The organism is Hymenobacter sp. YIM 151858-1, from assembly GCF_025979705.1.
In the GTDB taxonomy this organism is placed as follows: domain Bacteria; phylum Bacteroidota; class Bacteroidia; order Cytophagales; family Hymenobacteraceae; genus Solirubrum.
The window spans coordinates 4,089,900-4,115,626 of sequence record NZ_CP110136.1; the positions used below are offsets into that span (position 1 = coordinate 4,089,900).

24 protein-coding genes are annotated in these 25,727 nt (G+C 60.5%); 10 read left to right on the forward strand and 14 right to left on the reverse strand.

The features are described 5' to 3' along the window. Positions 1-142: 142 nt before the first annotated feature. Positions 143-2,197: a S9 family peptidase gene (locus OIS50_RS18185; RefSeq protein WP_264692057.1), complete on the reverse strand. Its 2,055-nt coding sequence runs from the start codon at positions 2,195-2,197 to the stop codon at positions 143-145. Between the two features lie 174 nt (positions 2,198-2,371). Further along, the gene (locus OIS50_RS18190; RefSeq protein WP_264692058.1) at positions 2,372-4,864 is read right to left on the reverse strand and encodes a TonB-dependent receptor; all 2,493 of its coding nucleotides are present in this window, start codon (positions 4,862-4,864) and stop codon (positions 2,372-2,374) included. A 237-nt stretch (positions 4,865-5,101) separates the two neighbouring features. Here OIS50_RS18190 and OIS50_RS18195 point away from each other — a divergent pair, with 237 nt between their 5' ends. From OIS50_RS18195 to tsf, 7 genes are all read left to right on the forward strand, one after another. Beyond that, complete coding sequence (locus OIS50_RS18195; RefSeq protein WP_264692059.1) at positions 5,102-6,019, forward strand: LysR substrate-binding domain-containing protein; 918 nt, start codon at positions 5,102-5,104, stop codon at positions 6,017-6,019. 79 nt (positions 6,020-6,098) lie between these two features. Then, positions 6,099-7,130 (forward strand): YeiH family protein, encoded by a 1,032-nt coding sequence (locus OIS50_RS18200; RefSeq protein ID WP_319805303.1) that lies wholly within the window; start codon positions 6,099-6,101, stop codon positions 7,128-7,130. 188 nt (positions 7,131-7,318) lie between these two features. After that, a complete protein-coding gene (locus tag OIS50_RS18205) occupies positions 7,319-8,032 on the forward strand; it encodes an RluA family pseudouridine synthase (protein WP_264694412.1) in 714 nt (237 codons plus the stop codon). A 277-nt stretch (positions 8,033-8,309) separates the two neighbouring features. Continuing rightward, complete coding sequence (gene rplM, locus OIS50_RS18210; protein WP_264692060.1) at positions 8,310-8,762, forward strand: 50S ribosomal protein L13; 453 nt, start codon at positions 8,310-8,312, stop codon at positions 8,760-8,762. A 59-nt stretch (positions 8,763-8,821) separates the two neighbouring features. Then, a complete protein-coding gene (rpsI, locus tag OIS50_RS18215) occupies positions 8,822-9,208 on the forward strand; it encodes a 30S ribosomal protein S9 (RefSeq protein WP_059072240.1) in 387 nt (128 codons plus the stop codon). A gap of 21 nt (positions 9,209-9,229) precedes the next feature. Continuing rightward, entirely contained in the window at positions 9,230-9,994 is a 765-nt protein-coding gene (gene rpsB, locus OIS50_RS18220) for a 30S ribosomal protein S2 (RefSeq protein ID WP_059072241.1), read from the forward strand. A 189-nt stretch (positions 9,995-10,183) separates the two neighbouring features. Further along, positions 10,184-11,020: a translation elongation factor Ts gene (gene tsf / locus OIS50_RS18225; RefSeq protein ID WP_264692061.1), complete on the forward strand. Its 837-nt coding sequence runs from the start codon at positions 10,184-10,186 to the stop codon at positions 11,018-11,020. A gap of 76 nt (positions 11,021-11,096) precedes the next feature. On the opposite strand, the gene OIS50_RS18230 is transcribed toward tsf, so the two are convergent. The 4 genes from OIS50_RS18230 to OIS50_RS18245 are packed head-to-tail and all read right to left on the reverse strand — an operon-like array spanning position 11,097 to position 14,452. Next, a complete protein-coding gene (locus OIS50_RS18230; protein WP_264692063.1) occupies positions 11,097-12,137 on the reverse strand; it encodes a DUF3089 domain-containing protein in 1,041 nt (346 codons plus the stop codon). A gap of 31 nt (positions 12,138-12,168) precedes the next feature. Continuing rightward, positions 12,169-13,389, reverse strand: a complete 1,221-nt coding sequence (locus OIS50_RS18235; RefSeq protein WP_264692064.1) for an SHOCT domain-containing protein — start codon at positions 13,387-13,389, stop codon at positions 12,169-12,171. 32 nt (positions 13,390-13,421) lie between these two features. Continuing rightward, positions 13,422-14,165, reverse strand: coding sequence for a hypothetical protein (locus OIS50_RS18240; RefSeq protein WP_264692065.1), 744 nt, complete (start codon positions 14,163-14,165; stop codon positions 13,422-13,424). Positions 14,166-14,200: 35 nt separating this feature from the next. Next, positions 14,201-14,452 carry a hypothetical protein gene (locus OIS50_RS18245; RefSeq protein WP_264692066.1) on the reverse strand — a complete coding sequence of 84 codons (252 nt, stop codon included), beginning with the start codon at positions 14,450-14,452 and terminating at the stop codon, positions 14,201-14,203. A gap of 130 nt (positions 14,453-14,582) precedes the next feature. Here OIS50_RS18245 and OIS50_RS18250 point away from each other — a divergent pair, with 130 nt between their 5' ends. Then, entirely contained in the window at positions 14,583-14,768 is a 186-nt protein-coding gene (locus OIS50_RS18250; RefSeq protein ID WP_264692067.1) for a hypothetical protein, read from the forward strand. A gap of 60 nt (positions 14,769-14,828) precedes the next feature. On the opposite strand, the gene OIS50_RS18255 is transcribed toward OIS50_RS18250, so the two are convergent. The 4 genes from OIS50_RS18255 to recA form a co-directional block, all read right to left on the reverse strand. Next, positions 14,829-15,914: a sensor histidine kinase gene (locus tag OIS50_RS18255; protein WP_264692068.1), complete on the reverse strand. Its 1,086-nt coding sequence runs from the start codon at positions 15,912-15,914 to the stop codon at positions 14,829-14,831. A gap of 179 nt (positions 15,915-16,093) precedes the next feature. Next, entirely contained in the window at positions 16,094-16,810 is a 717-nt protein-coding gene (locus tag OIS50_RS18260; RefSeq protein ID WP_264692069.1) for a response regulator transcription factor, read from the reverse strand. A gap of 153 nt (positions 16,811-16,963) precedes the next feature. Further along, positions 16,964-17,791, reverse strand: a complete 828-nt coding sequence (locus OIS50_RS18265) for a DUF3108 domain-containing protein (RefSeq protein WP_264692070.1) — start codon at positions 17,789-17,791, stop codon at positions 16,964-16,966. 297 nt (positions 17,792-18,088) lie between these two features. Beyond that, complete coding sequence (gene recA / locus OIS50_RS18270; RefSeq protein WP_264692071.1) at positions 18,089-19,177, reverse strand: recombinase RecA; 1,089 nt, start codon at positions 19,175-19,177, stop codon at positions 18,089-18,091. Positions 19,178-19,547: 370 nt separating this feature from the next. Here recA and OIS50_RS18275 point away from each other — a divergent pair, with 370 nt between their 5' ends. Beyond that, on the forward strand, positions 19,548-20,600 hold the full coding sequence (locus OIS50_RS18275) for a hypothetical protein (RefSeq protein ID WP_264692072.1): 1,053 nt from the start codon (positions 19,548-19,550) through the stop codon (positions 20,598-20,600). Positions 20,601-20,604: 4 nt separating this feature from the next. Here the strand turns inward: OIS50_RS18275 and OIS50_RS18280 are convergent, their stop codons facing one another. Beyond that, complete coding sequence (locus tag OIS50_RS18280; protein WP_264692073.1) at positions 20,605-21,171, reverse strand: GNAT family N-acetyltransferase; 567 nt, start codon at positions 21,169-21,171, stop codon at positions 20,605-20,607. A 186-nt stretch (positions 21,172-21,357) separates the two neighbouring features. Here OIS50_RS18280 and OIS50_RS18285 point away from each other — a divergent pair, with 186 nt between their 5' ends. Next, complete coding sequence (locus OIS50_RS18285; RefSeq protein ID WP_319805304.1) at positions 21,358-22,242, forward strand: SDR family NAD(P)-dependent oxidoreductase; 885 nt, start codon at positions 21,358-21,360, stop codon at positions 22,240-22,242. Between the two features lie 275 nt (positions 22,243-22,517). Here OIS50_RS18285 and OIS50_RS18290 read toward each other — a convergent pair whose 3' ends face one another. The 3 genes from OIS50_RS18290 to OIS50_RS18300 form a co-directional block, all read right to left on the reverse strand. Further along, positions 22,518-22,979, reverse strand: coding sequence for a hypothetical protein (locus OIS50_RS18290; RefSeq protein WP_264692074.1), 462 nt, complete (start codon positions 22,977-22,979; stop codon positions 22,518-22,520). A gap of 143 nt (positions 22,980-23,122) precedes the next feature. Beyond that, positions 23,123-24,088, reverse strand: coding sequence for an AAA family ATPase (locus tag OIS50_RS18295; protein ID WP_264692075.1), 966 nt, complete (start codon positions 24,086-24,088; stop codon positions 23,123-23,125). A 100-nt stretch (positions 24,089-24,188) separates the two neighbouring features. Next, positions 24,189-25,562, reverse strand: a complete 1,374-nt coding sequence (locus OIS50_RS18300; RefSeq protein WP_264692076.1) for a peptidylprolyl isomerase — start codon at positions 25,560-25,562, stop codon at positions 24,189-24,191. Positions 25,563-25,727 lie beyond the last annotated feature (165 nt).

Consider the following 25,727-nt stretch of genomic DNA (forward strand, 5'->3'; position numbering starts at 1 on the left):
GGCCAGCTAAACAAGTCAGCAAAATCTAAGCCACGCTATATATGATAAACTTACCGTAAAGGGCAGATGCTCCAAAAAGACACAGCCGCAAACACCTAGGTGCTTGCGGCTGTGTGGCTTAACAAGAGCTCATCAAATAGCGCTATTTCGAGACCTGCCCGTTGGGCTTCAGATAGCGCCCCAGCCAATCGAAAAACACGCGGTTCCAGAGCACCGAGTTTTGCGGTTTCTGAATCCAGTGGCCTTCGTTGGGGAAGTACAGGAAGCGGCTCGGAATACCGCGCAACTGCGCCGCCCCGAACGCCTCCATGCCCTGGTTTTCGGGCACCCTAAAGTCCTTGCCGCCGTGAATAACCAGCATGGGCGTATCCCACTGACCCACAAACCGCGCGGGGTCGAACTCCTGGTAGCTGCGGGCCAGCTGCTTGTCCCACGGCGCGCCTTTCATTTCGTACTGCGCGAAGAAGGTTTCCTCGGTGGTGGAGTACCAGCTGGCCAAATCGTAGAGGCCGGCGTGCGAGATAAACGTTTTAAAGCGGCCCTGGTGATGCCCGGCCAGGTAGTACACCGAGTAGCCGCCGTAGGAGGCGCCCACGCAGCCGCGGCGGTCCTTATCCACGTAGGGCTCTTCGCTGATTTTGTCGATGGCGGAGAGATAGTCGCGGATGGGCTGGCCGCCCCAGTCGCCGCTGATGGCATCGTTCCACGCGCGGCCGAAGCCCGGCAAGCCGCGGCGGTTGGGTGCCACCACAATGTAGCCCTGCGCGGCCATCAGCGGGAAGTTCCAGCGGTACGAGAAGCTCTGCGTGATGGGGCTTTGCGGGCCGCCCTGGCAGTACAGCAGCGTAGGGTACTTTTTGCTCGGGTCGAAATCGGGCGGGTAAATGACGTACACCTGCATCTGCTTGCCATCGGTGGTGGCCACGCGGCGGTTTTCTACTTTGCCCAGCTTCACGGCACCCATAATGTCCTGGTTGAGCTGCGTCAGTGGGGTTTCCTTGCCGTTCTTCAGGCTTACGCGCACCACCTCGGCGGGACTTTGCATGGTGGTGCGGTTGCAAATGGCTACATCGGGCCCGGCCAGCTCAAAGGCGTTGTAGTTCTGGAGGCCCTTGGTGATTTGCCGAATTTTGCCGCCCTTGCTCGGCACCGAAAACAGCTGCTCGGTGCCCTCCACCACCGCCAAGAAGTAAATCGTTTTGCCATCGGCCGACCAGCGCACATTCCCGGCGCTCAGCTCCGAGCCTTTGGTGATGTCTTCGTGCCGGCCGGTTTTCAAATCGTGCACCACAATGGCGTTGCGGTCCGATTCGAAGCCCGGCGTAGCCATGCTCAGCCACGCCACGCGCGTGCCATCGGGCGAAAACACCGGCTCAATGTCGTACCCTGCCAAGCCTTCCGAAAGGTTTTTGGTAGAGTTGTCGCGTAGCGAGTACAGGTAAATATCCGAGTTGGTGCTTTGGGCTTCGGCCTTGCCCGTGAGCTTGCGCGAGGTGTACGCCAGCAGGTAGCCATCGGGCGAAAACGCCAGCTGCTCGGAGCCGGCCAAGGGGCGCACGGGCGCATCGTAGGGCTCCTTCTCCAGCACATCCTTGCCGTAGCCGGTGGGCCGGCCGTCGTCGCCTAGGGGCTGAAAGAACACGTGCGAGGCTTTGTCGTCTTCCCAAGAGGTCCAGTGCCGGTAAAACAGGTCGTCGTAGAGCCTGGCGTCGGCTTTGGGCAGGTCGGGGTAGAGGTCCTGCAGGCTGGGGCGCACCTTCACGTCCTGGGTGTACAGGATAAACTTGCCCGTGGGCGCGTACTTCAGGTTGCCCAGGCTTTCGTCGCCGAACTCGCTGAGCTGTTGCTTGCCCGAGCCGTCGGGGTTCATGGCGTACAGCTGGGTGCTGCCACCTTCATCCGACAGAAACGTGAGTTTGCCGTCGGGGCGCCAGTTCAGGGTGTTTTCGCTGGCGGGCGTGTTGGTAAGCTGCCGCACGACGCCGCCGGCTACCGGCACGGTGTAAATGTCGGCGTTGCCGCGGTTGGCCATCAGGTCGTAGCGCGTTACGGTAAAGGCCACCGTCTTGCCGTTCGGCGACACCTGCATTTCACCTAGGCGCCCCAGGCGCCAAAGCAGCTCGGGCGTAAGCGTTTGCTGCGCCGTGGCAGCCAAAGAAACGCCGACCAACAGGGTCAGCAGCAGTGGTTTTTTCATCGGTAGTGGGAGAGGCCAGGTTGACAACGGCAAGGTAGGCATGTAGCTAGCTCCTAGGTGCGCAGCGCGCCCCGGGCAACGGGCAGCGCTTTTTCAGGGGGCATAAAAAAGCCCCGCTGCGCAGCTTCCGAAAAAGCCAGGCAGCGGGGCTTGCCCGTGGTGGGGCGCAATGGGTTACAGCTTCAGGCCAACCGAGGCAAACCACGTGCGGCCATCGGCCGGCAGCAGGCCGGGGCCGGGGTAGCCACCGGCACGGCGGGTAAAGTATTCTTTGCCGAACACGTTATTCACGCCGCCGCGCACGGTAAAGCGCTTGGCAAAGCGGTACGTGGCCGATACATCCGTTACGGAGTAGCCCGGCACGCGGCCGGTGGTAGCGGCGGCGTTGGGCGCCACGGTGTTGTTGGCATCGGCGTACACGGCCGAAACGCGCGTGAGCTGGGCCGTGGCCGACAAACCGCGGTGGGCAAACGTGCCCCCGAAACGGTGCGTGTACTTGGGTGCGTACTCCACGCGGTTGTTTTTCAGGTCGCCTTCCTGAATGCCGCCGTTGGCCAGGGTAGCGGTGCGCAGCTGGGTGTAGCGTGCATCAACCAGCGCCGTCGAGGCAAACACATCGAAGTGCGGACGAGACAAGTCGCCGGTCAGGGCATGAATCAAATCCAGCTCCACGTAGGCCTCGATGCCTTTGTGCACGCTCGTGCCGATGTTGGTCCGGAACTGCTGGGTTTGGCCTGCCGTGCCGCCCGGCACCGCCCGGCGCAGCGTGCCGATGCGGTCGTCGTAGTGCAGCCAGAAGGCGTCCACGTCGAAGGTCAGCACGTTGGCCCACGAGCCGCGGTAGCCCACCTCGGCGTTGAAGCCGTTCGAGTCGCGCAGGTTGGGGTCGATAACGTCCGAGGTAGCCGGCGGGGTCAGGTCGCCAAAGGTTACGGGGCGGAAAGCGCGCGAGTAGTTGGCGTACAGGCTGCTTTGCTCGGTTACGCGGTACTCCGTGCCGGCGCCGTAGAGCAGCACCTGGCGGCGCGAGTTCTGGTTGAGGCGGTTTTCGGAGCCGTCGGCGTTCAGGCTGAGGTAGCCGCGGCCTTCGTTGTCGATAACCTCCAGGCGCAGGCCCGGCGTGAAGGTGAGGCGCGAACCCAGGCGGAAAATGTTCTCGGCAAAGGCGGCGTAGTTGCGGGTGCGGAAGTGCAGCTCGCGGCCGAAGCGCGGGGCCTGCAGGTCGAGGTTAAAATCGGAGTTGGTGTCGCCGCGGCCTTGCTGCTGGCGGCGCAGGTTGGCGGCTGCCGCGCGCACCCCAACAGCCAGCGTGTGCTGCTGGCCCAGCAGGCCGTAATCGGTGAGCAGGCGCAGCTCCGAGCCCAGGTTGCGGTACCGGTCGCGGTCGATCTGGCGGTTGGCGCGCAGACCGGTGGCGGGGTTCACAGCATCGGGCACGTTTACGGCGCCGGTAAAGCCAATTGAGTTACGCTCGCCCAGCAGGCCAAAGGTTTTCAGGCTCAGGCGGGTGCGGTCGGAGAACTGGTAATCGGCCGTGAAGGCCGGAATGGTCCAGGGCGTGCTAAACCAGTTGCGGCTGCGGCTGCTGCTGCGCAGGTCGCCGCGGTTAAACTGCTCGTCGGTAAGGCCGCCCGGCTGCTGAATCACGTAGCTCAGGTGGCTGATTTCGGCCCCGAGGCGCAGCTTGCTGGTGGCCTGAAACTGCACGTTGGCGTGGGCGTTGCGCACGTTGAACTCGGAGTTGTCGCGCCACGCGCCGCCCAGGCGCTGCTGGAAGTAGCCGTAGTAGTTTACCTTGCCCACGGTACCGCCCAGCGAGTTGAAGGAGCTGAACAGGCCGTTGTTGCCTACGGTGTTGCTGGTTTCAAACGCAATCTTCTTGTCGCGCGGGCCGCGCTTCAGCTCGTAGTTCAGCAGGCCGCCAAACTGCGGGCCATACTGCAGCGAGCCGCCGCCCCGAATGATCTGAATACGCTCTACGGCCTCCAGGGGCGGGTTGTAGTACGCCTCGGGGTAGCCAAACGGGTCGGAGCTGATGTCCATGCCGTTCTGGCGGGTGTTAAACTCCCAGGAGCGGTTCGGCGAGAGGCCGCGCGTAGCCACGTTGATCTGCTGGCCCGAACCGTCGCTTTCCCATACCGTTACGCCGGGCACCTTGGCAAACACCTGGCGCGAGCTGTTCATCACCAGGTTAGCATCCAGCTTGTCGAGCTGAATAACCTCGTTTTTCTTGCCGGCCGTTACCGTGGTGCCGTCTACCTCCGGAGCAAACGACGTAGCCTTGGCCGTAACCGTAACGCCGGCCAGCTCGCGCACGCTTTCCTCGATGGTGAGCTGCAGCGTATGCGCTTTGCCGTTTTCCAGCGTCAGGGTTTGCGTTACGGGTTTGATGCTCAGGCCGGTTACGGTAACCGTGACTTCGCCGGCGTTCAAACCATAGAGGCGGAAACCGCCGCGCGCATCCGTTACGGTGGAGCGTTCTTGCACGCTAACCAACACGCCTTCTACGGGTTGGCCGCTGCGGTCGAGCACGGTGCCGGTAAGGGAGGCGCCGCGCTCGGGTTCGTTCTTGGGGGATTCGGACAGGCTATTGATCGCGGCCGGAGCGGCCAGCGCCGGCGTGGTGGCTGCCAGCAGGCAAGAGAGCAGTAAGGGATTTTTAGGCATAAAAAGCGGAAGCGGCATACCCGCGTAAGTTCATTTTCGGCTGCAAAGCTAATTGGAACGATTCTAAATACCTTCATTGAATAGAATTAATCTAAATAGTAAGCCGCGTTTGGTTGGGCTACCAATTGAAATCGAGTGCATTGAAGCTTTGCCTGCCAGGCCCGACGATAGGCCTAGGTGGTTTTGCCGCCGTGCGCAGGTGGCAGCACAAGGCCCGCAGCCGTATACCTTGCGCCCATGTCCGATTTCCGCCTTCAGGTGTTTGAGGCCGTGGCCCGCCACCTCAGCTTTACCAAGGCCGCGCAGGAGCTCTTCATCACGCAGCCGGCTGTTACCAAGCACATCCGGGAGCTGGAGCGGAGCTACGACCAACGCCTGTTCGAGCGGCGCGGCAACCGCGTCAGCCTTACCGAGGCGGGCCAGCTGCTGCTGCGCTACGCCACGCAGGTAAGCGAGCTGCATCACCAATTGGCCGAGCAGCTGCATACCCTGCACGACACCACGGCCGGGCGCTTGCGCCTGGGGGCCAGCTCCACGCTGGCGCAATACGTTATTCCGCCGGTGCTGCCCGGGTTTCAGGCCCGCTACCCGCGCGTGGAGCTGACGATGCACATCGGCAACTCCGAGCAGATTGCCGATGCCCTGCTGCGCGGCCAAATCGACCTGGGGTTTGTGGAAGGCCAGGTGAAAAACCGCGACCTGCACTACGAGCTGCTCCTGCACGACGAGCTGGTGGCCGTGCGGCGCGCGTCCTCCAGCGAAGCGCCTGTTGCGCCGCTCACGCTGGCCGAGGTGCTGCAGCATCCGTTGGTGCTGCGCGAGCGGGGCTCGGGCACGCTCGAGGTACTGGAATTTGCGCTGCGGGCGCAGGGTATCCGGCTGGCGCAATGCCGCGCCTCTATTTACCTCGACAACACCGAGGGCATTAAATCCTACCTAGGGGCCGCGCCCGAGTGCATCGGGTTTGTGTCGGTGCGGGCCATCAGCAAAGAGGTAGCCGCGGGGCAGCTTGAGGTGGTGCCCGTAGCGGGGCTACACCTTTCGCGCCACTTCGAGGCGGTTTGGGTGCAGGGGCAACCGTTAATCAAAGCAGCTCAGCGGTTTCTGAGCTATGCCCACCATGAGCTCGGTACGCCTACTGATAACCTTAAGTAATTACTGATAATAATTATTGATAACCCCGCGGCGGTGGAGTGGCGTAATTTTGTAAGCACGCTCCCTTTCCTACCCACCCGTGAAACTCTCCCCATCCTCGGCACACCTGCCCGCGGCCCCGGCCGACGAAGACTGTAGTAGCCACCTCAGCTTTTGGCACCGCCCGCTGCGCCTGCGCCAGTGGTTTATCACGCCGCAGCAGTTGGTTTTCGGCCTGGCCCTGCTGCTTTGTTTAAGTCCGTGGGGCTCGGCCCCGCTGGCGTTGGCCCTAGGTCTGGCAGTGGCTCTGCTTGCGGGCAACCCCTTTCCGGCCTTCAGCAAGCGCTACACCAGCAAGCTGCTGCAATGGTCGGTGGTGGGCCTTGGTTTTGGCATGAACGCCCACGCAGCCTGGCAAGCAGGGCAGGAGGGGCTGCTGTTCACGGTGGCTTCTATTCTGAGCACGCTGGTGCTCGGCTACTTGGTGGGGCGCTGGCTGGGCATTGCCCGCAACACCTCGCACCTTATTGCCAGCGGCACGGCCATTTGCGGCGGCAGTGCCATAGCGGCGGTGGGCCCGGTGGTAAAAGCCTCCGACGAAGAAATGTCGGTAGCCCTGGGCACGGTGTTCGTGCTCAACGCCATTGCCTTGTTTGCTTTTCCCCTAATTGGCCAGGCCCTCAGCCTCACGCAACACCAGTTTGGCCTGTGGGCCGCTATTGCCATTCACGATACCAGCTCGGTGGTGGGGGCGGCCAGCCAGTACGGCGACGAGGCCCTGCAAGTAGCTACCACCGTAAAGCTGGCCCGCGCCCTCTGGATTATTCCGGTGGCCCTAGGTACCGCGGCGCTGTTCCGCACGCCGGGGGCCAAGGTTAAGCTGCCTTATTTCATTCTGGGGTTTGTGGGCGCCATGCTGCTGGCCACGTACGTGCCCGCCCTGCAGCCCTTTGCAGCGGTAGCGGTAAAGCTTGCGAAGGTGGGCCTCACGCTGACCCTGTTCCTGATCGGAGCCGGCCTGTCGAGGCAAGTGCTGAAAGCAGTAGGGCCGAAGCCGTTTATGCAAGGCGTGGTGCTGTGGCTGGCTATTTCGGCCGCCTCGCTGTGGGTGATTCTGCAAACTGTGCGCTAACGCCCTAGGTGCCCGGTAGCAATTTCACCGCGGCAGCTGCGGACTTTTTATTGCCTGCCAGCTGTTGGTAGCTAATGGCCGCCGGGCTTGGGTTCAGCCCCGAAGCCGTACCTTCGTCGGCCTTTCTTTATTCGTTGCGCGCCGCTTTGCCCGGCTCGGCCAACGAAGCCCGTCTGACTCAGCTATTCATGAAGCTGCCCGCATTCAAAGACCTCATCATCTACGAAGACGATAATTACATCGTCATTAATAAACCGCCGTTCCTCGCCACGCTCGATGAGCGCCTTGGTACGGCACCCAACATCCTGCGCCTCGCCCGCGAGCAGTACGACGATGTGCAGGCCTGCCACCGCCTCGATAAGGAAACCTCCGGTGCGCTGGCCCTGGCCAAGAACCCCGCTGCCTACCGCAACCTGGCCATGCAGTTCGAAAACCGCGAGGTGAAGAAGGTGTACCACGCCGTCAGCTGGGGCGTGCACAACTACGAAGGGCTGCGCGTGGAGCGCAACATCGAAACCACCACCAAAGGCAAAGCGCGCTTAGCCGTGAGCGGCAAGCCGGCCGAAACCCTGGTGCGCACCCTCGAGACGTACGCCAAGCACACGCTATTCGAGTGTTTGCCCGTAACCGGCCGTATGCACCAGATTCGCCTGCACCTCATGTACCTCGATGCGCCCATCGTGGGCGACAAAATGTACGGCGGCGACGATTTCTACCTCTCTTCGCTTAAGCGCAAATTCAACATGAAGCAGGGCGAAGAGGAGCAGCCCTTCATTAAGCGCTTTGCCCTGCACGCCCGCCAGCTCACCTTTGCCGGCCTGGAAGGCGAAACCATTAGCGTGGAAGCCGAATACCCCAAAGATTTCCGCGTGCTGGTGGATAACCTGCGGCAATACAGCTAGCGCTGAGCTGTAGTAACCGATATGGCGCGGCCTACGGCCTGTATTTCAAGGTTGGCAACGGCGGCTCTCCGGCTGCTCGCTCATTGCGGCCCAGCAGGCAGGGGAGGATGTGCGCGCCGGGGTATTATGCACTCGTTGCTGCATTCCTTTTAGCCACCGCATTGCATATCAAGCAAAAAGCACTAATTTTGTGTCCGTTTTTCCCGAGCCAGATGCTTTCAGCGGCTGATTCGGGACTGACTTGCAAATACTTACCCAACCCACAAGAAACTGATCCATGGATCATCTGAGCTTTAAAACGCGCTCGGTGAACAAAGCCTCGGCCGATAAGGCCTGGGTTATTGTTGACGCTAGCGCCGGCACGCTCGGGCGAGTAGCCAGCCAGATTGCTAACATTCTGCGCGGCAAACACAAGCCCTCGTTCACGCCGAACGCCGACTGCGGCGACAACGTCATCGTCATCAACGCCGACAAACTGCGCGTTACTGGCCGTAAGATGACCGACAAAATCTACCTCCGCCACACCGGCTACCCCGGTGGTCAGCGCAGCATCAACCTGCGCGACAAAATGGCGAAGAACTCGGCTTCGGTTATCGAGCACGCGGTAAAAGGCATGCTGCAAGGCAACCGCCTGGGCCGTGAGCAGTTCCGCAACCTGTTTGTGTACGCCGGTGCCGAGCACCCGCACGAGGCGCAGCAGCCCACCGAGTACAAGCTCACCAACCTGTAAGAAACGACGTTGCCCTTCCTCCATAAGGGCCGCGTTTTCATCGATTGATTGTTCAACTCATGGAAATCACCAACACTTCTGGTAGAAGAAAAACCTCGGTGGCTCGCGTGTATGTGCAAGCCGGGCAAGGGAATATCACTATCAACGACCGGGATGCGAAGTCTTACTTCAGCAACGAGCTGCTCGAGGCTATCGTTAACCAGCCCTTCACCACGCTTGATGCCGTGGGTAAGTACGACGTGCGCGTAAACGTGCGCGGCGGAGGTATCAGCGCCCAGGCCGAAGCAATTCGCCTGGCTATTTCGAAGGCTTTGGTTGCCGAAAACGCCGAAGTTCGTCCTGCCCTCAAGAAAGAAGGCTTCCTGACGCGCGACCCCCGCATGGTGGAGCGCAAGAAGTACGGCAAGCGCAAGGCGCGTCGTTCGTTCCAGTTCTCGAAACGTTAATCTACCAGAAGAGCTCAAGTTATGGCATTGCCTACCTATAAAGATCTGCTGGATGCTGGTGCCCACTTTGGTCACCTCACCCGCAAGTGGGACCCCAAAATGGCGCCGTACATCTTCATGGAGAAGAACGGCATCCACATCATCGACCTGAACAAGACGCTGGCTTCGCTGGACCAGGCCTCTTCGGCCATCCGCAACATCGCCAAGTCGGGCCGCAAAATCATGTTCGTAGCCACGAAGAAGCAGGCTCAGGAAATCGTTTCGGACGAAGCGAAGCGCCTGAAAATGCCTTACGTAACCGACCGTTGGTTGGGTGGCATGCTCACCAACTTCGCGACCGTTCGTAAGTCGCTGAAGAAGATGAGCACCATCGACAAGATGGTAAAAGAGAACACGGCTTACGCTGCTATTGCAAAGCGCGAGCGTCTGATGCTGTCGCGTGAGCGTGAGAAGCTGGAGCGCGTACTGGGCGGCATCGCCGACCTGAGCCGCCTGCCCGCTGCTCTATTCATCGTTGACGTGAAGCGCGAGCACATCGCCGTGAAAGAAGCTCAGAAACTGGGCATCCCGGTATTTGCTATCTGCGATACGAACTCGAACCCCGAGCTGGTAGACTTCCCGATCCCCGCTAACGACGACGCCTCGAAGTCGGTGCAGCTGATCATCAACACGATCGGCAAGGCTATCGAAGAAGGCCTGTCGGAGCGCAAGGTTGACAAGGAAGACGCCGACCGCAAGCAAGCCGAAGAAGAAGGCATCCAGGAAAAGCAGAACGCCGACGAATAGTCCCGCACTGCCCTGATTTGAGAGGAGGGAACATTCGAAGCACTAGGGCTCCGGTGTTCCCTTCTTCTTTAGTTGCCAGGTGTGAGTTGTCAGCAACCAAGGCCTAGGTGCCCCGCCGGTTGCGGCCAACCAACAGCTGCCAGCTGAATACTACCGAGAAACCTCATCAACCTCCCTAATTTCACAGCAATGGCAATTACCGCCCAAGACGTGAACAAGCTGCGCGCCATGACCGGCGCCGGCATGATGGACTGCAAAAAGGCTCTGACCGAAGCCAACGGTGACTTCGAGCAGGCAAAAGACATTCTGCGCAAGCAGGGCCAGAAAATTGCCGACAAGCGTTCGGAGAATGCAACGGCTGAAGGCCTGGTGCTGGCAACCGTTAGCGAAGATGGCACCAACGGCAAACTGGTAGCGCTGGCTTGCGAAACCGAGCCTGTTGCAAAAGTTGCTGACTTCAAAGCTCTGGCCCAGCTGGCCATCGAATCGGCTGTGAAGAGCAACGCTGCTTCGAAAGAAGACCTGCTGGCTGCTAAACAAGAGGACGGTCGTTCGCTGCAGGATCACATCACCGACCTGATGGGCAAAATCGGCGAGAAAATCGACGTAGTTGCTTACGAGTCGCTGACGGCTGAGAAAGTAGCTTCGTACATCCACAGCGACAACAAGAAGGGTGTACTGGTAGCCCTGAAGAACACCGGCGGCGTTGACGTAGCCGGCGTAGGCCGCGACGTGGCGATGCAAATCGTAGCCATGAAGCCCGTAGCCGTTGACAAAGACGGTGTTGACTCGGCTACCGTGGAGCGCGAAATCGAAATCGGTAAAGAGCAGGCTCGCGCCGAAGGCAAGCCGGAGGCTATGCTGGAGAAAATCGCTCAGGGCAAGCTGAACAAGTTCTACAAGGAGAACACCCTGCTGAACCAGGAGTTCGTGAAGGACAGCTCGGTAACCATCGCTCAGCTGCTCGACAAAACGTCGAAAGGCATGACGGTAACCGACTTCAAGCGTGTTGCTATCGGTGCTTAATTAGCCCCGACGTGCATGAAAAAGGCCCGCTGGCAAATTGCCAGCGGGCCTTTTTGTTTTATGGTTTGCTAGCCACCTAGGGCCGCAGCGCCTCCTGATGTGGCTGCTGGCGCTGCCAGGCTTGCACCCGCGCTACGGCGTTGCGCCGCACGCTCAGGTAGTACAGCCCATAATCGACGACGTGGAAGGAATGGCGCAGCTCGGCGCGGCCGGGCAGGTAAAAGCGCACGTAGCCTTGCGGCTTGGGCGGGTGCACCCACAAAATGCCGTTGTGCACCTTGGCATCGGCCACTTGCGCGTCCACCCGATCAAAGCCGTAGGGCACGCTGCCGCGGTTGAGGGTGGCGGGGGCGCGGGCGGTGTCGGTGGTCCAGGTTAGGGGGTTAACGGCCGTTGCACCAGCGTACGGCGGGTAGTCGATACCCGATTCGGCAGCGTTCCAGCTCACGTAACAGCCGGTTTGCAGCGAATCCTGGCACGGGCGAATAACCTGGTACGAACCAGGCACCACCTTCAGACCCACCAAATAAGCGGCCACAAGGCGTTTGCGAAGCTCCGGGTCTTGGTCGAAAAACTCGCGCAGCAGGCGCTGGGCGTGGTAGGTGCCCTGGCTGTGCCCGGCCAGAATAATGGGGCGGCCCTGGTTGTAATGCTTGAGGTAATACTCGAAAGCGGCCTTTACATCGGTGTAGGCCAGGGCTAGGGCCTGTTTGCCGTTGGCAGTGCTATCGAAGAAGGCGTACAGAGCGGCCTGGCGGTAGCGCGGGGCATATATCCGCCCGGCGGCATTGAACACCGAGGCCTGCTTGCGAATGCTGAACTGATCGGTGAAGCGGTTGAGTTGGGCGTCGCCTAGGTCGCCGTTCCAGGCTTTGGGCTGCACCAGCGTGGTCAGGTGCACGAAGAACACATCCGCCGGCGCCGTGGCTTGCCCATCGCGTAGTCCCGAGTTGCACGGCACGGCATCGGCCGAATCGAGGCGGGTGGGCAAAGCGGCCCAGTTGGCTGGCAGGCTATAGTCGGGTGGGGGAGCCGGGGCACGCCGGGTGTATTCGCCCGGCGGCTTGATGGCCTTGATGCAGCCACCTAGGCCGGCGGCCAGTACCAACAGCAGCATACCTAGGAAGTGCACAGTGCTACCCACGCGGTTACTCCTGGGGCGGAGTAGGTTCGATGGGGGCAGAAGCGGGTGCCGCATCGGTAAAAGTATTTTCGAGCAGGCGCTCCTGGCGGAAGTAGGTGAGCTTGCCGGTGCGGTCGATGCGGGCACGCACCTGCGCCAGCGTTTGCTGGTACTGGTTGCGCGATTTCCGCAGCGAGCGGCCACGCTCGTTGTAGGTTACCGTAACAGAGCCGTCGTCGGTTACCGGGCTGATTTGGAGCGACGACGGATCGAAGCTGATTTGGCTTTCGGTAAACTCCGGAAAGTGGCTGCGGTTAAGCTCGGCTTCAATAGCTCCGGGCGTGGTGTTCTGCAGGGTGTAGAAGCGCTCCACCTGCGGCGCAAAATGCTGGCTGGCATTGAAAGGGGCCGCTTCCATGTCGTTGTACAAAGCCGTAAGGGCCCGCTGCACGCGGCTGCGGATGGTGGCCTCGGAAACGGCCGGGTCGGCGGGAGCAGTGCCAGCCGGGGCCGCGCCGGTGCCCGTAGCAGCCGAGTCGGCCGTTTGCGCGGCTACCGGAATGTTGGGCTGCACCCGAATGGTCTCGGGAGCGGCGGCCGGCGGCAAGTCGAGCTGCTCGGCTTGCGGGCCTTCTTCTATTTGTACCGAGGTGGTATCGGCGGCCGTGATGGAGTTGCTGGTAAGGCGCTCCGACTCGCGGTTGCCCAGCAGCAGGTAGCCGATAATGCCGAGCAAAGCCACCACGCCAACGATGATTAACACGGTGGCAAGCGGTTGGCGGCGGGGTTCGTCGGAAGGCTCGTCCAGGGTGTCGTCGGTAGGTGGTACGGCAGCGCTGGGCGGAACGGCAACTGGCTCGCGGCGGAAGTAATCTTCCTTCAGCACCACGGGCTCCACGCGGGCGGCGGGTTCGTTGGTTATTACCGGCGGGAGCAACGGGTCATCAACCGGTGGCGGCGTAACGTGGCGCTCGACCGGGGGCGGTACGTTGGCCGTGGGCGGCGGCACCGGCGCGGAAGGTGTCGGATTGAAGGCTGGGCTTGGCGGCACTACCGGCGGAGCCACGGGCACGGCGGGCGTTAGTGCCGGGGTTGCCTCGGGCGTGCTAGGTGCCGCCGGCGGGTTTTCGCTGAAGAGCAGCTTGCGTTTGAGCGTCTCGAATTCCTGCGGGGTAATGGTGCCCGCATCGAGCCACTCTTTGAGCTGGCGAAGGGTATCGAGCGGAGAAGCGTCGTTGTTATCCATGGTAGGGCAGAGGAGTAGCCTGCGGATCAGTGCTACTTACTACGATCAAGAGCCGAAAGCCGGTCGCGGCGGCGCTGCAGTATTACTTTGCGGCGCTCGGTTTCGGTGGCGTTTTGCACCAGCTTTTGCTGGTTGGTTTTGATGCTGGCCGCGTGTTGCACGTTTTGCTCCTGCAGCTGCTTGATGCGGGCCAGGTTGCTCACGGTGTCGGCAGCCAGGGTTTTGATTTCCTTTTCGAGGCGCGACTTCTCCTTTTCGGCCTCCTGCAGCTGCTTTTCGGCTTGCTCAATGGCCATGCGGGCGTAGCGCGGGCGGTAGGCCTTGGCATAGCCTTGTACCATGGTGCGCAAGGCCGAGAACTCGGAGGCGGTTTTGTCGGGGTCGAGCCAGGTGGTGCCGTTGTCGAAAGCGGCAAACACCTGTACCTCGGCGGTGCTGTCGGTGGGCGCCACCACGTTGGTGTACAAATCGAGCAGCTTGCCCGAAATGCTCGACACCGGCGTTTGCTTGGCCAGCAGCACCTCCTTGTTGCCGCCGATGCCCAGCACGCCACCCGACTTAATGCGGATATTGTAGCTGTCTTTCAGGTATTGCTGCCAGAACTCGCGGGCTTCCTTGGCGCTGCCTTCTACCTGCACTTTCAGGGCGGGCCGCTCGCGCTTATCGATGTTGATGGTGCTGGTGCGCACATCGTAGAGCTGGGCATGGGCGGCACCTAGGGGCAGCACCACGGCTGCCAGGCACAGCAGCAACCAACGGGTAATCAGAGGTAGCATAACAAAAGCAGGTAGGTAAAAAACAAATGCGGCGGCTATACCAAATCCTGACGCTCGAGCGCGGCGGCAAAATCGGCGCGCATCTCGGCAAAGCGGCGCAGCACGGCCGCCAAAAACGGCTCGTCGAGCAGCCTGGGCAAGTCAGCATCGGAGCCCAGCAGGTCCATTTCGCTCACCTTGTACGTCTGCTCCAACGAGCCCTGCTCGCACTTCAGCAGGTACTTGCCATTCCACGCCAGCAGCGTGAGTTTCATGTCGGGGTGCGGAATGTCGGCAACGTGGCGCATAGCTAGCTATTATGCGGCGAAGATACCACCCCGCCGCTGAGTTGCCCTAGGTGCCGCAACAACTTGGCAGGCACCAACGGCGTAGAAAAGCAAAGCCGCATACCTGTTTCACTTCCAACATTTGTCAGTTATGCCACAAGGAGATAAATCGAAATACACCGATAAGCAGAAGCGCCAGGCCGAGCACATCGAGGAAAGCTACGAAAAGCGGGGTCTTTCGGAAGACGAAGCTGAGCGCCGGGCCTGGGCCACCGTAAACAAGCAAGACGGCGGCGGTAAAAAGCCGGGCGGCTCGGGCCGCAAAACCCACCCATAGCCCTAGGTGCCAAAAGCGCATACCGCAGCGGCCACCCACATTGTGGGTGGCCGCTTGCTTTTACGCCGGCTCGTGCTCGGCGGCCGTGCCTTTGGGGCGGGGCAGCTTAAACTCGAGCGTGGTGCCCTCGCCCACGGCGCTGCGCACTTTAATGGTTGATTTGTGCGCCTCCACAATGTGCTTGCTGATGGCCAAACCCAGGCCCGAGCCACCGGCATCGGCCGCGCCGCGCGCCCGGCTTTTATCGATGCGGTAAAAGCGTTCGAAGATGCGGCGCTGGTGCTCCTCGGGTATGCCCTCGCCGTCGTCGTGCACAGCAATGCGCACGGCCTTGGCCGAGGCCCGCAGGCGCACCGTGATGTTGCCCTGCTCGCGGCCGTACTTAATGGCGTTGTCGATGAGGTTGATGAGCACCTGCCGGATGCGGTTGCGGTCGGCCAGCACCTGCACGCCCTCCAGGGGCAAGTCGGTGGGCTGCAGGTGCAAGGTCATCTGGCGCTTGCCGGCTTTCAGCTCCAGCTGGTCGAAGATTTCGTGCACCAGCAGCACCAGATCGAAGCGCTGTTTGCGCATGCGCACCACGCCTTTCTCGAGCTGCGAAATCGTGACGAGGTCCTGCACCAGCGCATCCAGCGCATCGAGGGCCGAGGCGGCTTTCAGCAAAAACTTCTCGCGGATAAACTCCTCGTCTTCGCCCGCGTCGAGCACGGTGTACACAAAGCCCTGGGCCGCGAAAATGGGCGTTTTCAGCTCGTGCGATACATCGGCCAGAAACTCCGAGCGTAGCTGCTGCAGGCGTTTCAGGTCGTCGAGCTCCTTTTGGCGCCGCACGGCCATGTCGAGGATTTCCTCGCGGATGCGTTTCAGCGGCTCGGGCCGAAACAGAAAACGGCTGGAAAGCTTCCGGAACTCCTTGCGCTTAACCAGCTCGAGCCCGGCGTAAATGTTGTTGATTTCGCGGAACAGCAGCGCCTCAAACGACAAATACAGCAGCAGAAAGCACGCCGCTACGGTTACGCCGCCTGCCAGCACCGCCTGCTGAAACGGCAGGGTAGGCGCCAGAAAAGCAAACGTAGTGAGCACCCCCGCCGCCAGCAAGGCAATGATGACGGCAATGGTGCGGGAGGAAAGGTTGAGGTTGAACACAAACGGAAGCGCTGATTCCCGGGCCGAAAACAACGCGCCCTTGCGCTGGGGTTCAGCGGAGCCGGCAACTGCAGCTGGCGCAGCTCGGTGGTTGTTTTTCACCGCTAAGATGGCAATTCCGATTGGTTGGCTAAGAGTATAGCAGCATGGGCACCTAGGGAGTGGCCGCTGCTACGGGCTTAATTATCGAGGTTGAACTTGTAGCCCACCCCCTTGATGGTCTGGATGTGGTGTTCGCCCACCTTTTCGCGCACTTTGCGCACGTGCACATCCACGGTGCGGGCCAGCACAAATACATCGTTGCCCCAGATGTTCTGCAGCAGCTCGTCGCGGCCAAATACTTTGTGGGGCGAGGCGGCCAGGAAAGCCAGCAGCTCGAACTCTTTTTTGGGCAGGCTGATTTTGCGGCCGTCCTGGTACACGGCAAAGCCCGTGCGGTCGATGCGCAAACCGTTGATGTCGATTACGTCGGAGGCAGGGGCGCCGGTAGGCTCCAGGTCGCGGCGCACCACGGCGGCCAGGCGGCTCATCAGGGCCCTGGGTTTAATGGGCTTGCTGAGGTAGTCGTCGGCGCCGGCATCGAAGGCGGCCACTTCCGAGAACTCCTCGGAGCGGGCTGTCAGAAACAAAATGTATGTGTCCTTAAACTTGGGCATGGCGCGCAGCTCGCGGCAGGCGGCAATGCCGTCGAGGTGGGGCATCATCACGTCGAGCAGCACGATATCGGGCGAAAACTGCTGCGCCACCTCCAGGGCCTTGCGGCCGTCGGGGGCGGTGGCTACGTCGTAGCCCTCCTTGCGCAGGTTGTACTCGAGCAACTCCACGATGTCGGGGTCGTCGTCCACTACCAGAATTTTGTAGGCCGTAGTGGCAGCAGAGGCGGCGGGCTGTTGCACAGGAGTTCAAATGCTAAGTGGATACCAAACGCAGTACGCTGCAAAAGTACCGTTTGCCGGCACAGGCGGCGTATTACCTTTTTGTGAAGCGCCAATGCCCTGGGTAACAGCCGCCCCAAAACAACAACGCCGCCCTAGGTGGGCGGCGCTGCGTTAGTTTTTGGCAACCATGGCCAGGCGGTGTTTCAGGCCGCTGTACTTGTACATATCAATCTTTACCGAGCCCACAAACATTTCGGCCTCGAAGAGCACCGGAATCTTGTTGCGGTCGTCGGAGAAGTACACCGAAATGGCATCGTCGCCGCGGAAGAGCTTGTTCTTGGGCATTTTGGGCGTTAACCGAATGGTCCGAATGGTACCGGCCTTCGTTTCCACGTTCTGGCGGCCTTTGTAGGTCACCGTCATGTCAAATACCTCATCGTCGAAGAAGCCCTGCACTTTTATCTGCTCGCCCACGCGGCGGTTGCTGAAGTCGATGGTGCGCAGAAAGTAAAAGCCGCTTACCAGGTCCTGCACGTTGTCGGGCACTTTGTAGTTGCCGCGCTTCACGTCGTTCTTGTTCTTCTTGTGCGACTCCACCGCGGCCAGGTCGCGGTAATGGTCGAAATCGATGGTTTCGCGCTTGCGGTAGCTGTTTTCCTCGATGTTGCGGTAAAAGCGCTGCGGCAATATGCTGGCCGTATCGATGTAGGAGCGCCAGGTGTCGCGCACCTTCAGGAACATATCAAACGAGCCGTTGGTGCGGCCCGTAACGGTGGCGCGGTAGCAGGGCCGGTCGTTTACGCGGTGGATATCGTCGGATACCTCGATGGTAGCCTCGGCTGCGTTGATGAGGCCGTAATGCACTTTGTACTGCACCACCTCGCCGCGCCCGAAGCTTTCGTTGCGCACGGTACGCGGCGCCTCGGTGGGCGCAAAAGCCGTAAGCCCCGCGCTCAGCAGAACGGGCAAGGAGAGCAAAAGCCAGCGGCGACGTTTCATGTAGGGTAAAGCTGAAATCAAATGAGGGAGTGCTAAAAGGCTTCTACGCAAAGTGGGTGCCAAGCAAATATACCAAGCACTTTAAGCTAAGAAAAGAGCCTAATACGCTTACCGCCCCAGAAAGTATGTAGCGTAACGGCAAGCACCAAGGTTATCGTTCGCGTGAGGGCGAAATCGCTGATTAAGTGCAACTTACTCTGCCTAGGTGCCAACCGCCTGCGCCACCTAGGGCCACAAAAAAAGCCCGCTGCCAGGGCAGCGGGCTTTTGCAAACTACAAGCGCAGTGCGCAGGCGGCTTAGAGCGTGTCTTCGCCGTCTTCGGGGCCGCTCATGTCAACCGGAATCACGGCTTCCAAAGCCTCGGGTTCGCCCTTGGCCATGGCCCGCACTTTGGCTTCGATTTCGTCGGCCAGTTCGGGGTTGTCGTGCAGAATGGTTTTCACGCCCTCGCGGCCCTGGCCCAGGCGGTTGCCGTTGTACGAGAACCACGAGCCCGATTTGGCGATGATGCCCATGTCGGTGGCGAGGTCGAGGATTTCGCCCACTTTCGAGATGCCCTCGCCGTAGATGATGTCGAACTCCACCACCTTGAAGGGCGGCGCTACTTTGTTCTTCACCACCTTCACCTTGGTGCGGTTGCCGGTTACGTTGTCTTTGTCTTCCTTGATCTGGCCAATGCGGCGGATATCGAGGCGTACCGAAGCGTAGAACTTCAGGGCGTTACCACCGGTGGTGGTTTCGGGCGAGCCGAACATCACGCCAATCTTTTCGCGCAGCTGGTTGATGAAGATGCACAAGCAGCCGGTTTTGTTGATGGTACCGGTGAGCTTACGCAACGCCTGCGACATGAGGCGGGCGTGCAGGCCCACTTTCGAGTCGCCCATGTCGCCTTCCAGTTCGCCTTTCGGCACCAGCGCGGCCACGGAGTCGATTACGCAGATGTCGATGGCACCCGACGAAATCAGTTGATCGGCGATTTCGAGGGCTTGCTCACCGTTGTCGGGCTGCGAGATGATGAGGTTTTCGGTGTCGATGCCCAGCTTCTGCGCGTAGATGGGGTCGAAGGCGTGCTCGGCGTCGATGAAGGCCGCAATGCCACCCTTTTTCTGGGCTTCGGCAATGGCGTGCATCGTGAGCGTGGTTTTACCCGACGATTCGGGGCCGTAAATCTCAACGATACGGCCTTTGGGCAAACCGCCAATACCCAGCGCAATGTCGAGACCAAGCGAACCGGTGCTGATGGCGGGAATGTCGCCCACCTTGTTGTCGCTCAGCTTCATAACGGTGCCCTTGCCGTAGGCCTTGTCGAGCTTGTCCATCGTGAGCTGAAGCGCCTTGAGTTTCTCGGCGTTCTGGTTCACCGTCTTGTCAGTGGTTGCAGCCATTTGTGCGTGCTTTGTGGAGATATGATGTAGGTTTGAAGTCGCTGTTGGGCGATGCCGCCGCTTTGGTTACCAAGATCGGGAAAACCCCGCCAGCGTCCGTTGCAGGCAGCTTTTTCTAACACAGCCGAACCCCGTTTTGTGCCGACTTGGCAATAAATATATGAGAAAATCTTTGCTAAAACTATTAGCCACTGGGGTTCTGTGTTTTATAAGCTCGTTAGCATGGGCGCAGCTCGATAACCGAGCGTTTACCAGCGAGCGACCTGGGCTCCCGCGCCTCATAATCATCGGCGATGCTGCCGTATCTACCCAAGCGCAAACTGATTCCATCAGAAAACGCAACGAATTTTTCCGGGACAGTTTACTGCGTGTGGCATCCGAAAATAGGGGAGACCTAAGGATTCACCTTGATGCCTTCACCTTCTTTAAGGATAATGAGTACTTCAACAACATCATCGAAGGCTACACGCTTTTCGGTTCCCAAGTGCACCCGAAGCTGGTGTATTACCCTACGGAGAAGCTGCGCCTGGAAGCCGGCGTATTTTTGTGGCAGGATTTCGGCAACGCCAAGCTGCGCCAAGCGCAGCCAACCTTTACTGCCCGTTACCGCAGCGGCCCACACGAAATAGTGCTGGGCAACATTCGCGGGCACCTGCACCACGGCTATATCGAGCCGCTGTTCAACTTTGAGCGCGTCATTCTGAAGCGCGTTGAGGAAGGGCTGCAATACCGCTACCTAGGCAACCGCTTTTTTGTTGATGCTTGGGTAGACTGGCTGCGGCAACAGTACCGCTCCAGTAACTACCAGGAGCAGATTGCCGGCGGCTTCAGCAGCGAGCTTCGGCTTACCGGCGCAAAAAGTCCGGTTGCAGTGTTTGTGCCATTGCAATTTACGGCGACCCACACCGGTGGTCAGATCGATACGCTTGATAAACCCCTGCAAACGCTATTTAACGGCGCGGCAGGATTGGGCTTCTTGAAACGCAATCCGCATAGTTCGGTGCAGCGTTTGCACCTGCAGGCCTACGTTCTTGGCTACCAAGATCGGTCCTTCACTTACCAATTGCCTTTCCGACGCGGCTCGGCGCTTTACTTAAACGCCGGCGCCGACACACGTTGGCTTGATGCGCTGGTGAGCTATTGGCACGGCCACAAGTTTGTGGCGCCTCTAGGTGGCGATTTGTACCAATCGGTTTCGCGCACGGTAAATACGCCCAGCTACACCGAGGATACCCGGCAACTGCTGTTCGTGCGCCTGATGCGCGACTTCTCCCTCGGTCATGCAGCAGCCATCACCGTACGCCTGGAGCCGGTGTACGACTTCCGGGCCAAGAGCACTGAGTTTTCGGCCGGGGTGTACCTTAACTTCCGGCAGGAGTGGTTGCTGGGCAACGTGGGCAACCGCGTACGCTGGGTTCGGTAGCAAGTTACAGCTGCCCAATAGCCGCGTGCCCTAGGTAGCGGGCGCGGCTAAGGGTGTAGTGCCAGATGCTGGCATCAACGTCGGCGGTGCGGCGGAAGCCGATGGCCTCGGCCGTGGCCTGGCTGCGCACGTTGGCCGGGCGGCAGCGTAGCGTGAGCTGGCGCGCCTCAAGTTGCTCAAAGGCGTAGTCGACTACGGCACGTAGGGCCTCGCGGGCGTAGCCGAAGCCCTCGGCGGCGGCGGCCAGGTAGTAGCCAATTTCGCCCGAACGGATGCGCGGCGAATCGGGCTGCAGGCTGATGTCGCCTAGGTAGCAAGTGGCCGTGCTGTTCCAGATACCCCACACCAGCAGGCGGCGTTGGCGCCAGTTGTCGGCGAAGGTGCGTAGGGTGTGCTCGGCATCGGCCAAAGTGCGAACTGCCGTAACCCGGCGCGGAAAAGCGGGCTGCAAGCGGTGACGCTCGGCATCGAGCAAAGCAAAAAACGTCGGGGCGTCGGAAAGCAAATAGGGGCGGAGCAAGAGCCGCTCCGTGCGCAACGATGCCGGCGTAAGCGTGGGCAACAGACTCATAGGCAGCAGAACCCTTTGCCACACGCAAGCCGCGCCAAAACGGTTGCGTTGCTTAGCGCGGGCCTGTGCACCTAGGGCAACCCCGTTGGTATTGGTCCGTTAGCCTGAAGCCCCGGCCGGGCAAGCTCGCCCGAGCACCTAGGGCCGGCGCTCTGCTACATCAACCACACCCAAAACACCCACATTATGAACCGACTGCAAGGCAAGGTTGCCATTGTTACGGGCGGCGGGGCCGGTATCGGCGAGGCCATTTGTAAGAAGTTTGCCAAGGAAGGCGCCGCCGTGGTGGTCTGCGGATTTCCGGAAGACCCGGTGCAGGAAGTGGCCCAGGAAATCGTAAAAGCCGGCGGCCGCGCCGTGGCCTTCGCCGGTGATGTTTCGAAGCAGGAGGAAGCCGAGGCCTGTGTAAAGCGGGCCGTGAAGGAGTTCGGCCAGCTCGACATTCTGATTAACAACGCCGGCGTGTTTCCGGCCACCGCTACCATCGATGAATACCCCGTGGAGGCGTTTCAGTACATGGTGAAGAACAACATCTACTCCTGCTTCATGATGACGCGGGCCGCCATTCCGCAGCTCCAGAAAACCCGCGGCAACATCGTGTCGGCGGGTTCGGAGGCGGGCTGGATGGGCATTGCCGAAAACACGCCCTACGGCGGCACCAAGGCCTTTATTCATGCTTTCATGAAGGGCGTGGCCACCGAGCAGGCCAAGGAAGGCGTGCGCGCCAACTGCGTGTGCCCCGGCCCCGTGGACACCGCCTGGACGCACAAGGAAACCGGGCCGATGTCGGCCAAAATGGAAAAGCAAACCGTGGAGGGCACGCCCCTGGGCCGCCGCGGCACCCCCGAGGAAGTGGCCAACGTGTACCTGTTCCTGGCATCCGACGAGGCCAGCTTTGTTACCGGCGCGCTGTACTTCGTCGACGGCGGCGTAACCAACTCCAAAGGCCCGCACGGCGCCGAGGTGCCCAGCAAGCTTAAGCAGGAGCCCGCCGGCGAGCTGGACCTGCGCCACGACATGGACGGCCACGCCGAAATCCGGAAACAGGATCAGTGGAAACACCTGGGGTAGGGAGCGTTCGGCCCGCTGTCATTGCGAGGACGAAGGACATTCCGCGCATGGAGCGGCGTCAATCGGTCCTGAGCAGGGCACCACTGTTCACCCAGCACTAAGCCAAAAATTAGCAGGCTAAAAACCGCACCGCCCGAATCCTGGCAGCAGGAGTCGGGCGGTGCGGTTGTTCTGTACGTATGGTTTCTCGGTTGCTGCCAGCTGAGGGGTTGTGCCGCGAGAGGAAGGGTTGCTTCGGCCTTCGTCCTCGCAATGACAGCTTATTTGATGCCTTACTACCGCTGCGCGGGCAGCGTCGAGATAAGTGCGGCCTCGGGCAGGTGCGGGTGCTTGTACTGGGCCGGGCTACCTAGGGATTGTTGCGTGCGCATCACGTTTACCTGGCGAGCGGCTTCGTTGAAGAACTCCAAGCGGCGGATCAGCATTTCTTTGGTGAGCACGCGGCCTTCGGGCGTGCGCATGTACGATTTCCAGTCGTCGAGGAAACGCTGCATGATGGCGTTGGCCTGATCGAAGTTGGCTTCGTACTGCTGCTTGAACTCGGCTACGCGCTGCAGCCCATCGGTGGTGAGCTTGAAGGAGGCGCCGCCTTGGTTAAGGATCTCGCTGAGCACGTACACCTCCAGCGGCAGCGAGGTTTCGAGCGCCGTGGTGCGTAGGTCGAGGCCGGCGCGCAGGGCGTCGTCTACCATGTGCAGGTTGCGGGGAAAGCTTTCGTAATAGCCTTGAACTTCCATGGGGGTAGGGCAAAATAGCGCGGCGTGCCGAGTGCCACCTAGGCCGCTCGCGTGCCGACTTCAAGTAGCAAAGGTACTACCTAGTTACACATGCCAGATGCTGCGGCCACACGCGGCACTGCGTTTTGAACTGAATTACCTGCTTACAGCAGTTCTTTTACAATCTGGTCTACGGTGATGCCTTCGGCTTCGGCTTTGAAGTTGCGCACCACGCGGTGGCGCAAAATGGCCGGCGCCACGGCGCGCACATCCTCGATATCGGGCGAGTACTTGCCGTTGAGCAGCGCGTTGCACTTGGCCCCCAGGATGAGGTGCTGCGAGGCCCTAGGTCCGGCGCCCCACTCCAGCAGCTGGGAGGCCCGCTGGGCCGCCCGCTCGGTATTCGGGCGCGTTTTGTGCACCAGGCTCACGGCGTACTCAATCACGTTGTCGGTTACGGGCACGCGGCGCACCAAGTGCTGGAAGGCCTCAATCTCATCGGCGTGCAAAATCTTCTGCACCGTGGGCTTAATATCGGCCGTGGTGTTCTTCACGATCTGCAGCTCGGCCTCGTAGCTGGGGTAGTCGAGCGTGATGTTGAACATGAAACGGTCGAGCTGCGCCTCGGGCAGGGGGTACGTGCCTTCCTGCTCGATGGGGTTTTGCGTGGCCAGCACGAAGAACGGGCGCTGCAGCGGGTAGCGCCGGCCCGCCACCGTAACGGCGTACTCCTGCATGGCCTCGAGCAGCGCGGCCTGCGTTTTGGGCGGCGTGCGGTTGATTTCGTCGGCCAGGATGATGTTGGCGAAGATCGGCCCCTTCACGAACTGAAACTCGCGCTGCTGGTTCAGCGTCTCCGAGCCTACAATGTCGGAGGGCATCAGGTCGGGCGTAAACTGGATGCGGTTGAACGACAGATCCAAGGCGTTGCTGATGGTTTGCACCAGCAGCGTTTTGGCCAGGCCCGGTACGCCCACCAGCAAGGCGTGGCCCTGCGCAAACACGGCCGTGAGCAGCAAACGCACTACCTCGTCCTGTCCTACAATAACTTTTCCGATTTCCTGCCGCAGCGTGCGGTACGATTGGGCCAGCGCGTCGGCTGCTTCCTTATCCGATGAGTATGTGCGCATGCTTGCTTGTATAGTAAGACAGAAGACGAAATAAGTGCGGGGAGGTTGTACGGCCCAGCCGCCTCAACCTCCCCGCACCCGTTAAACGTTGCTTGCGCGGTTACTCCGCATCCAGCACTTTGCAGCCGGCGTATTCCGGGTCAACCTCGATGAATACGGTACCGCGGTTACGCAAAAACCACTCATCCAGGGCTTTGTTCTTTTTCTGGTTGAGCGCGGCGGTGGCAATCTTCTGGTAGTCGTCTTTCAGGTTGGCCTGGTGCGGCGGCGTGTTCGATTTCAGCCAGATAATCCGCACGGCGTCCTTGCCATCGTCGGTACGGTAGGGCAGGGGCTTGCTGATGCTGCCCACCTTCATGGTATCGATGGTGAAGAAGATGGCCGGATCGAGCTGATCCAGCGGCAGATAGGAGCTGCCGTCGCGGCGGTTTTGCAGCAAGCCGCCGTTGCCCGCCGATTCTTTGTCTTCGGAGAAATCCTTGGCCGCCTTGGCAAACGTGATGCTGTCCTGCAGAATGCGGGCGCGCAGCTTGTTCAGGTCAGCCGTCGAGGCATCCACATCGGCCGAGCCAGAGGTAGGCTTCATCAGGATGTGGCGCGAGTTGTAGCTGTCGCCTTTGCGCTCGATGAGCTGAATAAGGTGGTAGCCAAACTGCGATTTTACGATGGGCGAAAGGCCGCCGGGCTGCAGGCGCAAGGCCGCGGCTTCGTACTCGGGCACCAGCTCCTTGCGCTTGAAGAAGCCTAGGTTACCGCCGTCCTTGGCCGAAATGGGGTCTTCGGAAAACTGCTTGGCCAGCGTGGCAAAGTCTTCGCCGGCCAGAATGCGTGCCCGCAAGTCGTTCATTTTGGCCAGGGTAGCCTGCTCGGCCTTCTGGTCGGGCTTGGCCAGCTTCACAATCTGGCCCACCTCCACTTCGGTGGAGTAGTAGGGCAGCGAGTCCTTAGGGATACGGGCAAAAAACTGGCGCACCTCGCGCGGCGTCACGGTCACCTTGCCCGAAATCTGATCCTGCATTTTCTGCTGAATGAGCTGCTCGCGCACCTGCACGCGCAGTTCTTCTTTCAGCTGCCGGATGGATTTGTTGTAGTACTCCTCGAGCTTCTTCTCCGAGCCAATCTGCTGGATGAAGTAGTTCATGCGGCGGTTTAGCTCGCCGTTCACCTGGTCGTCGGTTACGGTTACCGAGTCGGTTTCGGCTTTGGCCAACAGCAGCTTGTTGAGCGTGAGCGACTGCAGAATGCGGCACCGCAAATCGGGCGGCAACGGCTTGCCTTCGGCTTGCTGTTGCTGCTGCAGGTAAATGTTCTCCAAATCGGAGCGCAGCACAATCTGGTTGTCCACCTTCACCAGGATGCCATCGGCCACGGGCTTGCCCGTGTTGCGCGACAGGCCGGCCAGCGCCTGCGCCTGGGCACCTAGGGTAGTAAGAGCCAGCAGCACTACGGCCGCCAATCGAAATAAGTGAGTCATGTCGGATTAAAAAGCAGCTACGGAGCAGGCTTGCCGGGCCCTACGGCCTAGGTGCGCACCCACCGCTCCGCGAAGCAAACGCCAAACGCGGCCGGTAAATTTCAGCATAAATAGCCGAGTGGGCAAAAAGGCCCCGAATTAGCGGCCTGCCAACAGCAAGAGGCA

What these genes read in the sequence shown, in the direction of transcription:
- OIS50_RS18185 (WP_264692057.1), bottom strand. Translation starts at nt 2,197, where the DNA reads ATGAAAAAACCACTGCTGCTGACCCTGTTGGTCGGCGTTTCTTTGGCT.
- OIS50_RS18190 (WP_264692058.1), bottom strand. Translation starts at nt 4,864, where the DNA reads ATGCCTAAAAATCCCTTACTGCTCTCTTGCCTGCTGGCAGCCACCACG.
- OIS50_RS18195 (WP_264692059.1), top strand. Translation starts at nt 5,102, where the DNA reads ATGTCCGATTTCCGCCTTCAGGTGTTTGAGGCCGTGGCCCGCCACCTC.
- OIS50_RS18205 (WP_264694412.1), top strand. Translation starts at nt 7,319, where the DNA reads ATGAAGCTGCCCGCATTCAAAGACCTCATCATCTACGAAGACGATAAT.
- rplM (WP_264692060.1), top strand. Translation starts at nt 8,310, where the DNA reads ATGGATCATCTGAGCTTTAAAACGCGCTCGGTGAACAAAGCCTCGGCC.
- rpsI (WP_059072240.1), top strand. Translation starts at nt 8,822, where the DNA reads ATGGAAATCACCAACACTTCTGGTAGAAGAAAAACCTCGGTGGCTCGC.
- rpsB (WP_059072241.1), top strand. Translation starts at nt 9,230, where the DNA reads ATGGCATTGCCTACCTATAAAGATCTGCTGGATGCTGGTGCCCACTTT.
- tsf (WP_264692061.1), top strand. Translation starts at nt 10,184, where the DNA reads ATGGCAATTACCGCCCAAGACGTGAACAAGCTGCGCGCCATGACCGGC.
- OIS50_RS18230 (WP_264692063.1), bottom strand. Translation starts at nt 12,137, where the DNA reads ATGCTGCTGTTGGTACTGGCCGCCGGCCTAGGTGGCTGCATCAAGGCC.
- OIS50_RS18235 (WP_264692064.1), bottom strand. Translation starts at nt 13,389, where the DNA reads ATGGATAACAACGACGCTTCTCCGCTCGATACCCTTCGCCAGCTCAAA.
- OIS50_RS18240 (WP_264692065.1), bottom strand. Translation starts at nt 14,165, where the DNA reads ATGCTACCTCTGATTACCCGTTGGTTGCTGCTGTGCCTGGCAGCCGTG.
- OIS50_RS18245 (WP_264692066.1), bottom strand. Translation starts at nt 14,452, where the DNA reads ATGCGCCACGTTGCCGACATTCCGCACCCCGACATGAAACTCACGCTG.
- OIS50_RS18250 (WP_264692067.1), top strand. Translation starts at nt 14,583, where the DNA reads ATGCCACAAGGAGATAAATCGAAATACACCGATAAGCAGAAGCGCCAG.
- OIS50_RS18265 (WP_264692070.1), bottom strand. Translation starts at nt 17,791, where the DNA reads ATGAAACGTCGCCGCTGGCTTTTGCTCTCCTTGCCCGTTCTGCTGAGC.
- recA (WP_264692071.1), bottom strand. Translation starts at nt 19,177, where the DNA reads ATGGCTGCAACCACTGACAAGACGGTGAACCAGAACGCCGAGAAACTC.
- OIS50_RS18280 (WP_264692073.1), bottom strand. Translation starts at nt 21,171, where the DNA reads ATGAGTCTGTTGCCCACGCTTACGCCGGCATCGTTGCGCACGGAGCGG.
- OIS50_RS18285 (WP_319805304.1), top strand. Translation starts at nt 21,358, where the DNA reads ATGAACCGACTGCAAGGCAAGGTTGCCATTGTTACGGGCGGCGGGGCC.
- OIS50_RS18290 (WP_264692074.1), bottom strand. Translation starts at nt 22,979, where the DNA reads ATGGAAGTTCAAGGCTATTACGAAAGCTTTCCCCGCAACCTGCACATG.
- OIS50_RS18295 (WP_264692075.1), bottom strand. Translation starts at nt 24,088, where the DNA reads ATGCGCACATACTCATCGGATAAGGAAGCAGCCGACGCGCTGGCCCAA.
- OIS50_RS18300 (WP_264692076.1), bottom strand. Translation starts at nt 25,562, where the DNA reads ATGACTCACTTATTTCGATTGGCGGCCGTAGTGCTGCTGGCTCTTACT.